The organism is Shewanella sp. NFH-SH190041 (genome assembly GCF_024363255.1).
Classification (GTDB): Bacteria; Pseudomonadota; Gammaproteobacteria; order Enterobacterales; family Shewanellaceae; genus Shewanella.
Genome location: NZ_AP026070.1, coordinates 378,027 through 391,737, shown reverse-complemented (window position 1 = coordinate 391,737; position 13,711 = coordinate 378,027). Strand labels below are relative to the sequence as shown.

At 48.7% G+C, this 13,711-nt stretch carries 10 protein-coding genes; 7 read left to right on the top strand and 3 right to left on the bottom strand.

The annotated features are described in order from the left end of the window. Positions 1–216: 216 nt before the first annotated feature. Together rsmD and NFHSH190041_RS01785 are read left to right on the top strand one after the other, a co-directional pair. Positions 217–843 (top strand): 16S rRNA (guanine(966)-N(2))-methyltransferase RsmD, encoded by a 627-nt coding sequence (gene rsmD, locus NFHSH190041_RS01790; protein ID WP_261923618.1) that lies wholly within the window; start codon positions 217–219, stop codon positions 841–843. Then, positions 840–1,130, top strand: a complete 291-nt coding sequence (locus NFHSH190041_RS01785) for a DUF1145 domain-containing protein (RefSeq protein WP_261923617.1) — start codon at positions 840–842, stop codon at positions 1,128–1,130. The genes rsmD and NFHSH190041_RS01785 overlap by 4 nt, the downstream gene beginning before the upstream one ends. A 76-nt stretch (positions 1,131–1,206) precedes the next feature. On the opposite strand, the gene NFHSH190041_RS01780 is transcribed toward NFHSH190041_RS01785, so the two are convergent. Beyond that, positions 1,207–1,770, bottom strand: a complete 564-nt coding sequence (locus tag NFHSH190041_RS01780; protein WP_261923616.1) for a NapC/NirT family cytochrome c — start codon at positions 1,768–1,770, stop codon at positions 1,207–1,209. A gap of 610 nt (positions 1,771–2,380) precedes the next feature. On the opposite strand from NFHSH190041_RS01780, the gene NFHSH190041_RS01775 reads away from it, so the two are divergent. The 5 genes from NFHSH190041_RS01775 to NFHSH190041_RS01755 all read left to right on the top strand — a co-directional run bounded on the left by NFHSH190041_RS01775 (position 2,381) and on the right by NFHSH190041_RS01755 (position 10,199). Then, positions 2,381–2,788, top strand: coding sequence for a hypothetical protein (locus NFHSH190041_RS01775; RefSeq protein ID WP_261923615.1), 408 nt, complete (start codon positions 2,381–2,383; stop codon positions 2,786–2,788). Between the two features lie 156 nt (positions 2,789–2,944). Then, complete coding sequence (locus tag NFHSH190041_RS01770) at positions 2,945–3,433, top strand: heavy metal-binding domain-containing protein (protein ID WP_261923614.1); 489 nt, start codon at positions 2,945–2,947, stop codon at positions 3,431–3,433. Positions 3,434–3,495: 62 nt separating this feature from the next. Then, positions 3,496–5,130 carry an efflux RND transporter periplasmic adaptor subunit gene (locus tag NFHSH190041_RS01765; RefSeq protein WP_261923613.1) on the top strand — a complete coding sequence of 545 codons (1,635 nt, stop codon included), beginning with the start codon at positions 3,496–3,498 and terminating at the stop codon, positions 5,128–5,130. Between the two features lie 10 nt (positions 5,131–5,140). Continuing rightward, positions 5,141–8,299, top strand: coding sequence for an efflux RND transporter permease subunit (locus NFHSH190041_RS01760; RefSeq protein ID WP_261923612.1), 3,159 nt, complete (start codon positions 5,141–5,143; stop codon positions 8,297–8,299). Between the two features lie 853 nt (positions 8,300–9,152). Beyond that, the gene (locus tag NFHSH190041_RS01755; protein WP_261923611.1) at positions 9,153–10,199 is read left to right on the top strand and encodes a ribonuclease T2 family protein; all 1,047 of its coding nucleotides are present in this window, start codon (positions 9,153–9,155) and stop codon (positions 10,197–10,199) included. A 120-nt stretch (positions 10,200–10,319) separates the two neighbouring features. Here the strand turns inward: NFHSH190041_RS01755 and NFHSH190041_RS01750 are convergent, their stop codons facing one another. Together NFHSH190041_RS01750 and adiA are read right to left on the bottom strand one after the other, a co-directional pair. Beyond that, on the bottom strand, positions 10,320–11,090 hold the full coding sequence (locus NFHSH190041_RS01750) for a VOC family protein (protein ID WP_261923610.1): 771 nt from the start codon (positions 11,088–11,090) through the stop codon (positions 10,320–10,322). 277 nt (positions 11,091–11,367) lie between these two features. Next, positions 11,368–13,659, bottom strand: coding sequence for an arginine decarboxylase (adiA, locus tag NFHSH190041_RS01745; protein ID WP_261923609.1), 2,292 nt, complete (start codon positions 13,657–13,659; stop codon positions 11,368–11,370). Positions 13,660–13,711 lie beyond the last annotated feature (52 nt).

The following is a 13,711-nucleotide window of genomic DNA, read 5'->3' as shown; positions in this document are numbered from 1 at the left end:
TGTCTGATCAAAAGAACCAACCCGTTAAATGAGTTGGTTACTGTCACATCCGCCTGTGTATCGCCTTGCACCAGGACCTGTGCAATACAGCGCCAATGCGGGTTATTGCGGTGAAGAAGCGCTCACCTTTCACCGTCAAGTTAATGTAAAATATCGCTCCGAATAAGGCTGCATAGTCTACCACTTTCTTTCTTCAGGCAAAATCATGGGGGCACGATGGCCAGAAACAAACCCGGCAGTGGGCAGGTACGGATTATTGCGGGGCAATGGCGGTCACGTCGTTTACCCATTCAGGATTTAGAAGGCCTGCGCCCCACCACAGATAGAGTACGGGAAACCCTATTCAACTGGCTGATCGGTTCAATTACCGCAGCGAGAGTGTTGGATTGTTTTGGTGGCAGCGGTGCACTAGCGATGGAAGCACTCTCCCGTTATGCCGCTTACGCCAGAGTATTTGAACTGCAAAAAAGTGCTGTCACCCAATTGCAGCAAAATCTGCGCACCCTGAAATGTGAACAGGCCGATGTAATTGCTGGCGATTCTCTGGCATTGCTGGCCCAAGGGCCGGCTGGGCAACGTGCGCCTCAGGATTCGACGCCAAGCGAAGGATTTAATTTGGTCTTTATTGACCCGCCATTTCGCAAAGGGCTGGCACAAAATTGCATTAATGCCCTGATACAACATCAGTGGCTTAAGCCGAACGCCTTAATTTATGTGGAAACTGAAACCGAGCTCACATCCCTGACAGTCCCTGTAAGCTGGCAGCCACTAAAGGAAAAAAAGGCCGGTCAGGTATGTTACCGTCTGTTCCGGTATGAACCGGACTCTGAGATAACACAATGAAATGGATAATTTGGGGTGGCAAATTGCTGACCGCCGGCGCTTGGCTAATCATGCTGTACAACCTGATCCAACCGCTGGGCGGCCAGATCAGTGTCATCCTATATCTTATGCTGGCCATAACCTTGCTAATGCACAGTATTCAGCTGGCAATTTTCCACACTGCATTCAAACCTTTGCTGTCACTGAATAGCAAAGATTATCTGAGCGTGTTTACCTTTGGCGCTTTCAGTCTGCTGGCATATCGGCTACAGGTGATAACCGCAATGACAAACCGTCCTCAGCAATAACATGCCAAAAAAGAAAACCCCCGCACTTAGGCGGGGGTTTTATGCGTTCCAATTAAGGTTGCGTCATCCAGAATAATTAGTTTTTAGGATATGGATGCGCTACACCGCGGTGACAGTCAACACAGGTCTTTCTCTTATCGGCTGGCTTTTTAAAGTTCATCGCGTGCATTCTGACCGCCATTTTCTTCATCTCTGGAGATGGAGTCTCATAAATGCGGTTATGGCAATTTTGACAGGTTGAAGAATCGATAGAACGCAGGAAGTCACGAGCCAACTCAGCCTGCTGCTTACGGTTGGTCTCCAACCAATCTTGGGTTTCAAAACCATCAATGGTCATAAAGCCGATAATGTCTTTGGATACCACGATCTTCTTCATCAGGTAAGCAAAAGGCTCCTGAGGAATATGACACTGCTGACATTGCACTACGATACCAGCGCTGTTAGCACCATGTGGGGATTGCAGCACTTCCTGCTCCAGTGAATGCCCTGCGTGGCAGGTCATACAAAAGGCATTAGTACTGGTTGCATGCAGCGTCTGTTGGGTGGCAAAAAAGCCGATCGCCCCAATCACAATACCAACCACTAACAGTGCTAGTACTGAGTATTTTGCGCTGGGTTTAAATAAAGCACGCCAGTTCATCACTCTCTCCGATTTTATAAATTTTGGAATCTGGAATTATATTTTCGTATTTTATGTTTTTTGACTTTTAATAAATTTGATACCGAACCGATATCACTGCGAAATCCGCTGCTTTAATATAAAAATGAGACACAGATCGAATTATTATTTTTACACTTTAAATTTGTGACAGAAATCATAATTCACCTCAACTTTAATTATCGTGAAATAGCGAATAAACCTGAGTTTTCCTGTTGATTAGTAAATCATAATTAAGATAGGGTTAACCGTGATTCTTTCCACATTTCCATCAATATCACTAAATTAGCATCATACAAACGAAGTGCTGACTGACTAAACATCCGATAATATTAATCAAAGCTTAATTACTCTGACTTTTGATAGAATATTCCGTTATGTTTTGGGCAGTTATTTATACCCAATATTTTCAACATCACTATCAAAGCATAAAAATAATCATTTTTTTGTCATCGCGATATTTTTATACCCACAAGAACACATCAAAAAGTTATTATCCCAAATTAGATTCAATCGTTTTTTTCTGTAAAGAGATATCCACTTAACGGGAAATGCTGTGATACACTAAAATCGTTTTCATGACGGGGTAGATATGCCAATTTCGCTGCAACATCGACTGTTATCGCTATTTACTGTGCTGGCAATTTTATTGCAGGGCATGGTATTGAGTGGACAGGTGATTGCTCAGCCAGATTCAGCCCCCCTCTCACATATCACAGCATCTCTGTCATCATCCCACCCTTGCGATACTGATCATTTGTCATCCCCGATAGCAGAAATGGACTGTTGCCAAACACCGGCATCAGCTCCCCACTGCTGTGATGGCAATAATGGTTGTAGTGAAGACTGCGGCCACTGTATGACTATCTCGGTAACAGGCACTCTGCTCAGTGACAACTACTGGCCGGAACGTTTTCCTTCTGAAGCCGCTGTGTCCACCAAGTTGCCTCACTTCCACTCTGTGTCCTTATCTCAGGCGCTTCGCCCGCCAATAGCCTGATCCTTCTAGGTTGCAGCGCTTGCAACCCTATTTGCTCAGCCTCACTGAGCCATTATCTCAGGTAAATAAGTATGCAGCCGACTACTGGGTCTGCCATTTGCTACAGCATAATTGCAGCCATACGGTAGCGGCCATCAATCAGATGGAGTGACACCAATGAAAATTTTATTCAGTCTTGTATTCGCCACCATGATGCTGCTGGGAACTACCCCGGCCCAAGCCCAGATACATCATCAAAATACCGCAGATTATAGCTGCCCTATGCATCCAGAAATTGTCGGGGAACAAGGCGATACTTGCCCCAAATGCGGCATGGATTTGACCGGCAGCCATCAAACATATCACTGCCCAATGCATCCAGAAATTGTCGGGGAACGAGGCGATACTTGCCCCAAATGCGGCATGGATTTGACCGGCAGCCATCAAACATATCACTGCCCAATGCATCCAGAAGTCGTCGGTAACCAGGATGACACCTGCCCCAAATGCGGTATGGATCTTATCGCAAGCGCCCAACCCCACTGCCCAAGGCATGCCGATATGACCGGCGCAGAAGGTGATAACTGCCCTAAATGCGGTATGGCGTTAGAAAGCCGCTGTCAGGACCATCATAATCATATGCATCATCATTCTTCCCGACACTAACAGCTCCGGGCCGGCATAACATTGTTGTGCTGGCCCAGCGAAGATAAAAACTGAGGTCACTCATGAACAAATCTTGCTACCGGACTCCTGTTATCGTCCGGTCATATCAGGCTGCATATCCAGCGCAGTTGCACCTTTTACCACAGCGGGGCAAAACCTTGTTATCCACTGCCATACTCTTACTCACCATAGGGTTGGGGAGTTACCCCACCTACGCAGCACAAACATCAATATCCAGTGCCCCAAACCATGAGCAAGCGCCGCCAGCTGATGCGCCACCGGCTCAAACGACAGTCCCCTCAACCAAGAGCAGCCCAGCCTCAACCCTGTATGCCTGCCCCATGCATCCAAAGCAAACCAGCCACCAGCCCGGCCGCTGCCCGATCTGCAATATGTTTCTCACGCCGCAACAACCAGCCGAGCACAATCACGACCACGCAAACGCAGACGCAGAAACTCAGCAGCTAACTAGCAATAAAGGCCATACTCACAACCTAGCTACAGTACAACTCAGCCAACCCAAACCGCTTATCTCAGCACCGGCTGCGGCACACGCAACCCATCAGTATGTCTGCCCTATGCACCCGCAAATTGTCAGTGATGAAGCGGGTACCTGTCCTATCTGTGGCATGAACTTGGAACGGGTTGAGCTAGAAGCCCAAAGCAGTGAAGAAATCAGCATTAATGTCTCTGGTGACATGCAGCAGGCACTCGCCCTGCGCACAGCCCCCGTAAAACGCGGCACCCTGTGGAAATACGTACGCACCGTCGGAGAAGTGGAATACGACCAGGGTCAAATCAGCCATATCCATGCCAGAGTCAATGGCTGGATAGAAACCCTCAAAGTGCAATCTGCCGGAGAGAAAATCACCAAAGGCCAACTCTTATATGAGATCTACTCGCCAGAGCTTATTAATGCTCAAGATGATTATCTGCTGGCACTGGCAACCCTAAAACAAAGCCGCCAATCATCCGCGACCAGCGACAGCAGCCAAAGCTATCAGGAGTTAGTGCGGAAAGCGGGTCTGCGGCTGGAATTACTGGGGCTAACCCAGCAACAGATACAACACCTGGCAGACAGTGGTAAAACCCGTTATCGCGTGCCTTTTTATGCCAAGCAAGACGGTGTCGTCAAAGCCCTTAATGTCCGCGAAGGCATGTATATCCAACCACAAACAGAAATGATGTCTCTGGTGGATTTATCCCGGGTTTGGGTAATTGCCGATGTGTTTGAAAACCAACAAAGCTGGTTAGCCGTAGGACAAGAAGCAGAAATCTCCCTTCCCGCATTGAATATCCGCGATATCAAAGGACGGGTGGATTATATCTATCCAGAACTAGACCCAGTGACCCGCAGCCTGCGGGTACGGATTGTGCTGGATAACCCCAAAGCGGCATTGCGCCCTAATACTCTGGCGAGAGTAGCACTGTTTGGTGGCGCGAAACGTCAGGCGCTGACCATACCCCGCGAGGCATTGATCCAAACCGGCCAAGCCAATCGAGTCATCATCAAACAAGCGGATAATCGTTTTAGCGTTCGCCAAGTCAAAGTCGGCATGCAAAGCCAGGGCAAAGCCGAAATCATCAGCGGCCTGGAATTAGGAGAGCAAGTCGTGATCTCCGGCCAGTTTTTACTGGACTCCGAGGCCAGCCTCAAAGGCAGTCTACTGCGCTTAAGCAGTCCACATAACCATTGAGGAAAGGCTCATGCTAAATAAAATTATCCATGCAGCCCTGCATCAGCGGGTGATGGTGTTACTGCTGGCGGCAATGCTGGCGGCATGGGGCATACTGGAGCTGCGTAAAACGCCGCTTGATGCCCTGCCGGATCTGTCCGATGTCCAAGTGATTATCAAAGCCCCCTATCCAGGGCAGGCCCCCAGATTGGTGGAGGAACAGGTCACTTATCCCCTGTCCACCGCCATGCTGGCCGTACCTGGTGCCAAAACCGTTCGCGGCTACTCTTTTTTTGGTGACTCCTATGTCTATGTCATTTTTGAAGATGGCACGGACATTTACTGGGCCCGTTCCCGGGTATTGGAATATTTAAGCCAGGTCTCCGCCCGCCTTCCTGCCGGGGTACAACCCGCATTGGGGCCAGATGCTTCCGGGGTCGGCTGGATTTATGAATACGCCCTAGTGGATAACAGCGGAAACTTAGATTTAGCCCAGCTAAAAAGCCTACAGGACTGGTATCTGAAACTGGAATTGCAAAGTGTCGCTGGGGTGGCCGAAGTGGCGACTGTTGGCGGGATGGAGCAAACCTATCAAATCGTCCTTGATCCGGACAAACTGGCGCTGCATAAGCTGGATATTGCCACGGTCAAAGCGGCTGTCACCCGCGCCAACAGCGAAGCGGGTGGCTCAGTGGTGGAAATGGCTGAAGCTGAATATATGGTACGAGCCAAGGGATATCGCCAGACGCTGACCGATTTTGGTGATATCCCACTGGGGATCACCAGCCCGGCTGGCACGCCCTTGCTACTGAAAGATATCGCCACTCTGCGCATTGGCCCGGCCGCCCGCCGGGGTATTGCCGAGCTCGATGGCGAAGGGGAAGTGGTCGGCGGCATTGTGGTGATGCGCTATGGAGAAAATGCTTTAGCCACCATTGACGCGGTCAAAGCCAAACTGACCCAGCTGAAATCCGGCCTACCGCCCGGGGTCGAGATAGTCCCCACCTACGACAGATCCCAGCTGATCAACAGTGCAGTGGACAACCTGCAACATAAAGTGGTGGAAGAGATGTTGGTTGTGGCAGTGGTCTGCTTGCTGTTTCTGTTACATGCCCGCTCCACTTTAGTGGCGGTAATCACCTTACCGCTATCGATCCTTTGCGCCTTTATTGTGATGAATTATATGGGGGTGAACGCCAATATTATGAGTTTGGGCGGTATCGCCATTGCCATTGGCGCCATTGTTGACGGTGCCATCGTGATGATTGAAAACCTACACAAACATCTGGAGCAATTCCGTCAGCAACATGGTCGCTTACCCAGTAAAACAGAGCACTGGGGAATCGTCGCAACAGCAGCCACTGAAGTTGGTCCAGCGCTATTTTTCTCATTGCTGATCATCACCCTAAGTTTTATTCCGGTTTTTGCACTGGAAGCGCAAGAGGGGCGACTATTTACCCCGCTGGCCTACACCAAAACCTTTGCCATGGCCGCTGCCGCAATACTTTCCATTACTCTGGTGCCAGTACTGATGGGCTATGTGATCCGCGGCAAGATCCCGCCAGAGCAACGTAATCCCATCAGTCGGGTGTTAATCGCTGCTTATCGCCCCGCGTTAAAATTAGTGCTGTCATATCCCAAACTCACCCTGGCGCTAGCACTGGTCGCATTACTGAGCGCCTGGTATCCCTACAGCCAAATGGGACGGGAGTTTATGCCGGAATTGGAAGAGGGGGACCTACTTTATATGCCCACCACTTTGCCGGGGATCAGTGCCGGTAAAGCGGCTGAAATTCTGCAGCAGACCGATCGGTTAATCAAAACGGTACCGGAAGTCGCCCGGGTATTTGGTAAGGTCGGCCGGGCGGAAACCGCAACCGATCCCGCACCGCTCACCATGCTAGAAACTACCATTATGCTTAAGCCCAGAGATGCGTGGCGCGAAGGCATGACCTTAGATGGCATTATCAGTCAACTGCAAGCCAGAGTGAAAATCCCCGGCATGACCAATGCCTGGGTGCAGCCGATTAAAACCCGTATCGATATGCTGTCCACTGGCATCAAAACTCCAGTGGGTATCAAGATCACCGGCGCAGATGTCAACCAACTGCAACAAATCGGGGCAAAAATCGAGGCCATACTCAGTACCCTGCCCGCCACCCGCTCTGCCTATGCCGAACGGGTCGGTGGAGGACGTTACATTGATATCAATCCTAAGCTGGAAGTTGCCTCCCGTTATGGCATGACACTGTCGGATATCCAGGATGTCGTGCGCCACGCCATCGGCGGCATGACCATAGGAGAGTCAGTACAAGGGGCAGAGCGCTACCCCATCAACCTGAGATACCCAAGGGAGCTACGGGATAATATTGAGCAACTGCGCCAGTTACCTGTGGTCACTCGCTCGGGGCACTATCTGCCGCTGGAAAACCTGACGGAGATCAGCATCAGTGATGGTGCGCCCATGCTGAAAAGTGAAAATGGTCGACTGATTTCCTGGGTCTTTGTTGATATCCAGCAGATGTCCGTCGGCGAGTATATCGACCAAGCGAAAGCAAAATTGGCTGCAGAGCTAACCTTGCCTCCGCGCTACAGTTACAGCTTTGCCGGTCAGTATGAATATATGCAGCGGGTTGAGGCCAAACTGCAAACCGTGATCCCCATGATGCTGGCTGTGATCTTTATCCTGTTGATGCTGACATTTGGCTCCATGCTGCAAGCAAGCATTATTATGCTGAGCTTGCCCTTTGCCTTAGTTGGCTCGGCATGGCTATTGTACCTGCTGAATTTCAATCTATCAGTGGCGGTGGCAGTAGGGATGATTGCCTTGGCGGGGGTAGCGGCAGAGTTTGGTGTGGTAATGCTGGTGTATCTTAACAACGCGATTAAACAACGTCGCAGCAGCGGTAACTTTAATACCGAAGCGGATCTTAAGGCTGCCCTGATGGAAGGTGCTGTCATGCGTATCCGCCCCAAAGCGATGACGGTAGCCACCATCTTCTTTGGCCTGTTGCCGATTATGTGGGGCAGCGGCAGTGGTAATGAAGTGATGCAAAAAATCGCCGCGCCTATGGTTGGCGGCATGATCACTGCGCCACTATTATCCCTGTTTGTGCTGCCGGCACTGTATTTGCTCCTGTACCGGCGAACCTTAATCCAGTCTGATGCAACCCAAACGCGACAGGAGTAAAAAAGCATCATAGTGATCGCTATAAACCACTGGAGCAAATATCATTTAATAATGGATAGTGCATCCTTGCCCATAATGCTGACACGAGATGAAAAGTTAAGTGTCAGCGTTGATTAAACAACAAATGCCTGCGGTGTAGCTAACGCTGCAGGCACTTGATGCTTAAAGCTGTACTCTAAATGCCCATCTCAAGCTGATATATCCACCGGCTAAATAGCCTATAAAACCATGATGGCAAAAAATCACTCGCATTAAACCAGAAACTCAATTTTATCCTTAATCTTATTGAAATTAGCCTATAACAAGGATAGTAAAACGCAGAAAAAACAACAGAGCACCAAATTAAATAATTGATTTAAAATAATAATATTAAATAGATATTTAAGTGAGCAGGAATAGACTCGAAATCAGCTTAACCCGCTTGTTTTAGATAATTATTACGGGCTAATCTAGCCCTGGAAACAAGGAACAGCCCTCTCGGTTTATCCCTGTTTCGACTTGTATCCCGACTTATTCAGCAGTCCTTTTAAGCCGTATCCGCCTCCCGGAACGGCTTCTTTTTTGCTCCATGGACAAACATAGTCATAAGTAAGACGAAAGGTTGAAGTGAACTTATTAAGGATAATTGTCATAAAAATGACATAGATAAATTCGATACTAATTTGGACAGCGCCCAATGCCTCTTTCGCATTGCCCCTGTTACCATTGGCTGAACTTGACTCCAGGGTTCAGCTTTTTTTTGCCTATTCATGAGTCGATCAGCCGCGTCGTCCTTTAAAGCCGGATGAAAAAAATGATAGAACACCACTTTTATCACAAACTGCCGTGTTAGCCATTCAGCCAGATAACACCTATGAGTAAGCTTACGGCCAAAATCGCGATATTTATCAATCAGCATATTCCCATGACTAAATTTCTTACTTTTATACTCTTGGCTGCCATCAGTCTGACGGCACAGGTTCAAGCTGCACCAGCCTCTGGCCAGTTTATTGCCACCAAGCCCTGTCCCTTGTATCAATCGAAAAATAAGCGCACCAACCCGGGTAATGAACAAACTGCAGCCGGTCAGCAATATCGTATTCGCGAAATGTTGGGCAAACCAAACCAGCCACAATGGCTCCGAATTGATACCCAAGCCAATCAATCACCCCTGCGCTGGGTCGCTGCTGACTGCGGCACCGTCAATGGCCTTAGCCACAATAAGGCTGACACAGGCAGCAAAACGTCAGCATCAAGTTGTTCAACTAAGGGTAAACAGGACAGCTATATTCTGGCACTGAGTTGGCAATCAGCCTTCTGTGAGCTAGGAGGTCGCCACAAAGCCGAATGTCAGGCGCTACGTAAACACCCGCAAATGCCAGCGGGCAACAGTTTCACCCTACATGGCTTGTGGCCGAATCAACGCAGTTGTGGCAGCCAATATGGCTATTGTGGCCAAGTGAAGCATAAAACTGGCGGATTTTGTGATTATCCAGCCCTAGACTTACGTGGCGATGTCCGCAGCCAGCTTGACGAGGTGATGCCCAGTGCTAAATTCGGCACTTGTCTACAACGGCATGAATACTGGAAACACGGTACTTGTATGAGTGATAATCCGGCGCAATATTTTGCCCAAGCCATAACCTTAACCCAGCAGGTAAATCAGTCGGCTTTTGTTAGTGAATTTATTCATGAACATAAGGGACGAAAAGTCACCCGAGATGAATGGAACCGCGCTTTTGATGCCAGTTTTGGCTCTGGCGCCCATCGCAAAGTCAAACTACAGTGCAAACGCGGCATGCTGACCGAAATTCAACTACAGTTGCCAGCCTCGCTGACAGGTACCTTACCAGCCCTACTGCAACAGGCGGATAAAGCCCACAAAGGCAGTTGCGCCAATAAATTTCGGCTTGAGGACTGATCATTTCAGCTAGCCGCGAAATTATGTCGTTGTATTACTGCGCTAGCCGGTAACTAAATTAAGGCGCTATAAAAAATGCCCGTAAACGGGCATTTTTTTCACTCATCGTATTGGTAACTTTTAACAGCTAAGCGTAATCACTGACAGTGGTGCCCCCTGGGGATCATTAATCACCGCAAATCGACCAACGCCCTCAATATCTGTCGCGGGAACACAAACGCTGGCACCAAGATCTTGCGCCATCGCCAACATGGCATCACTGTCGCTAACACTAAAATAGGGCATCCAATGGCTGGGCATATCTCCCCAATCTTCATCCATGGGTAAAATGCCACCAAAAGTCATATCACCCTGACTCAATTCAGAATAGGGCTGTTTACCGTCCTCCAGCACACGGATATTCCACCCCAATACAGCCTGATAAAACTGCCGCGCCTTTTGCGGCTCACGACACGCCAGCTCAACCCAACACAAGCTATTTGAGCCTCCAAAACTGGCTGCGCCTTGATGCTTTCCCGCCTGCCACAAACAAAAACCAGCACCTTCAAGATCGGACAACATTGCCATCCGCCCGGCATCTCCCACCTGCTGCGGTGCCAGTCTCACCGTTCCCCCCGCAGCCAAGGCTCGGGCCACCGCAGCATCAATATCATCAACAGCAAAATAGATGTTCCAGCCCGGCTGCACAAAATCCATCGCGGCAGTAATCTGATACATGGCTCCCTGATTCTGCCCCTCAATACTGAACATGGTATAAGCACCATCAGGTAAGGGAATATCAGCCAACTGCCAATTAAACAGCGCCGCATAAAAGGGTTTGGCAGTCTCTGTACTCTGGGCTGCCAACTCTATCCAGCAGGGTTGCCCCTGTTGATATTGAATTGCCTGCATCGCTCCACTCCTGTCAGCATTATCCGGTGGGCACAGCAAATTACCGGGTAAAAAGCCATGATTATTGAGATTGTTATCTTGCTAAAATTAGTGCTGACCGTGTTTTTTTTCCAGTGATAACAATCCTTCAGTCATCCTTTCCACCTTTTGACTGAGTCCGGTAAAAAATGGCTTTAATGCCAATAGGACTGACAGAAATTCAACCTATTTTTACGCTTCACAGCAACAAACAACCCGGCTAAAGCCGGGCTGTTTTTTCCTCGATATCGCGCTTAATTCAGCGTCGAATACACATCACATGGTAGATACCCTCTTCCACCTCAGTCCCTTCTGTTTCATGCTCAAACCCGGGAAACTCGCGATCCCACACTTCCAAGCTTTTGAGGTAACCAATCTGAGGGCTGGAATCATCACCAAAATTCTCCCCCGACATCAGCATGGGGATCCCCGGCGGATAGGGGATAACCGCATTTGCTGCCATCCGACCAGACAATTGATGACTTGGCACCATTTCCACTTTATTTTCCACAATGGCCTGAAACGCAGCTCTTGGGGTCACATCAGCTACAGGTAAGATAGAATAAGCGGTATTCAGCTTTTCAGAGGGATTATGCGCCTTAAGATAAGCAAACATTTTGCAGCCAAGATCCTGCAATCCCATCTCGGCATACATTTCCGGAAAACTCTCAGTTAATCCGGGCAATACATTTACTAATGACGTATTGGCATCATAATGCTTTTTAAACGACAGCAGGGTATTCACCAAGGTCGCCCATTTCCCCTTAGTGATCCCCATCGAAAACAGAAACATCACTTGGAAATCCGTGGTCCGGGTAGGAATAATGCCAAAGCGCCCTAAATACTGGGTTACCAACGCAGCTGGCACACCTGAGTCCAGTAACTTGCCATCATCCCCCATGCCAGGGGCTAAGATACTGACTTTGATAGGGTCTAACATGCACCAGTCCGCAGGCATATCCTTAAACCCATGCCAAGTGTCACCTGGGTGCATCTTCCAACAATCCTGGTTTGTTACCAACAGCTCTGCTGGCGCCTCCTCAAAAGCAAAGCTTTTCCCTGTTGTTGGATCTGTCACTGTTTCTGCGTTCCAAGGTTTAAAAAACCAATCGCAATCAGCCAGGTATTCTTTATGCAGCCGTCCCATCGCCTGACGGAAATCCACCGCCTCACGAATGACCTCAGTGGTCAGAGATAAACCACGATTGCCATCCATCTGAGAAACCGCAATATCGTTAGACGCGCTAATTGCATAGAGCGGAGACGTAGTCGCATGCATCATATACGCTTGATTAAAACGCTGAAAATCAATGGCATCTTTACCATTACGAACATGCAGCCAAGAAGCCTGGGACAAAGCATTAAGCAGTTTATGGGTCGAGTGCGTGGCAAACACCGTTGGCCCTTGATAATCAGATTGCGGCTCCCCACGCATCGCATAATGCCCCTGATAAACAGGGTTAAATCTGGCATAACCATACCAAGCCTCATCAAAATGCAGCCGAGTACAGCTTTGAGCTAAAATATCCTGCGCCCGCTCTGCGTTGTAGCACAAGCCATCGTAGGTACAGTTAGTCAACACGGCATAAGGAGCCATTTCTCCAGCCTGGTCTTGCGTCAGGGCATTGGCTTTAGCCGTGGCTTCCAGTGCGGCCTTAGTCATCTGCTCTGGATAGATAGGCCCGATAATTCCGTAACGGTTACGAGTAGGAACCATATACACAGGCAACGCCCCGGAAAGCATCAGTCCCTGCTCAATAGATTTATGGCTATTTCTGTCACAGATGGCGAGGGTATTTTCCTTCATACAGATCTGCATAATGGTCCGGTTCGCCCCTGACGTCCCGGTAACAAGAGAAAATGAACGGTCTGCACCAAATACTCTGGCTGCATATTTTTCACTCTCACCAAATGCACCGGTGTGATCCAGTAAGGAGCCCAAATTCCCTCGCTCAATCCCCATATCGGTACGAAACAGTCCTTCGCCATAGTAACTGTAAAAACGTTGCCCCGCGGGAGTTTTCGTAAAGCCTACCCCACCTTGATGCCCGGGCGCAGCCCAAGAATACTCATGGACATCGTCATATTTCATTAAAGCAGACATCAATGGTGGCAACTGCCGTTCCCGATAACGCTGCATAGCAGCCACTGCCCTGCCAGCAATAAAATCTGGGGTATCTTCTAAAATCCAGACAAACTCATCCACTTTTGCCATCAGTTCCCGGCTGACTGACAGGGTGATTTTTTTTCGCTCCGCAAGCAGAAATACCGGTACATTCTCCTGGCGTTTATTCAGTTTATCGATAAGTGTATAAAACCTATCATTTTCATCTGCCTGAGAGCCACTCATGGAAGACGTCAGCATCAAACAATCAATGGCGGTATTGGCATAGAGAATGGAATAACAATCTTCATAGGATGAGGCGACAGTGACAATCGCCCCGGAGTTATTTAATTCATCAATTAATCGGCTGATAGCATTACCAATAACACCTTCTTTTGGGGCTTCTTCTAGAATTAATACTGTCAGTTTTTTCCCGTAGCTTCGCATGAACCATCTCCAGAATTATTCGGTAAGATTACTCTGATAAACTACTTTTACA

Bases quoted from the DNA above. Each gene is read 5' to 3' on its own strand.
- NFHSH190041_RS01775 (WP_261923615.1), top strand. From the start codon at position 2,381: ATGCCAATTTCGCTGCAACATCGACTGTTATCGCTATTTACTGTGCTG.
- adiA (WP_261923609.1), bottom strand. From the start codon at position 13,659: ATGCGAAGCTACGGGAAAAAACTGACAGTATTAATTCTAGAAGAAGCC.
- NFHSH190041_RS01765 (WP_261923613.1), top strand. From the start codon at position 3,496: ATGAACAAATCTTGCTACCGGACTCCTGTTATCGTCCGGTCATATCAG.
- NFHSH190041_RS01760 (WP_261923612.1), top strand. From the start codon at position 5,141: ATGCTAAATAAAATTATCCATGCAGCCCTGCATCAGCGGGTGATGGTG.
- NFHSH190041_RS01755 (WP_261923611.1), top strand. From the start codon at position 9,153: ATGAGTAAGCTTACGGCCAAAATCGCGATATTTATCAATCAGCATATT.
- NFHSH190041_RS01780 (WP_261923616.1), bottom strand. From the start codon at position 1,770: ATGAACTGGCGTGCTTTATTTAAACCCAGCGCAAAATACTCAGTACTA.
- NFHSH190041_RS01770 (WP_261923614.1), top strand. From the start codon at position 2,945: ATGAAAATTTTATTCAGTCTTGTATTCGCCACCATGATGCTGCTGGGA.
- NFHSH190041_RS01750 (WP_261923610.1), bottom strand. From the start codon at position 11,090: ATGCAGGCAATTCAATATCAACAGGGGCAACCCTGCTGGATAGAGTTG.
- rsmD (WP_261923618.1), top strand. From the start codon at position 217: ATGGCCAGAAACAAACCCGGCAGTGGGCAGGTACGGATTATTGCGGGG.
- NFHSH190041_RS01785 (WP_261923617.1), top strand. From the start codon at position 840: ATGAAATGGATAATTTGGGGTGGCAAATTGCTGACCGCCGGCGCTTGG.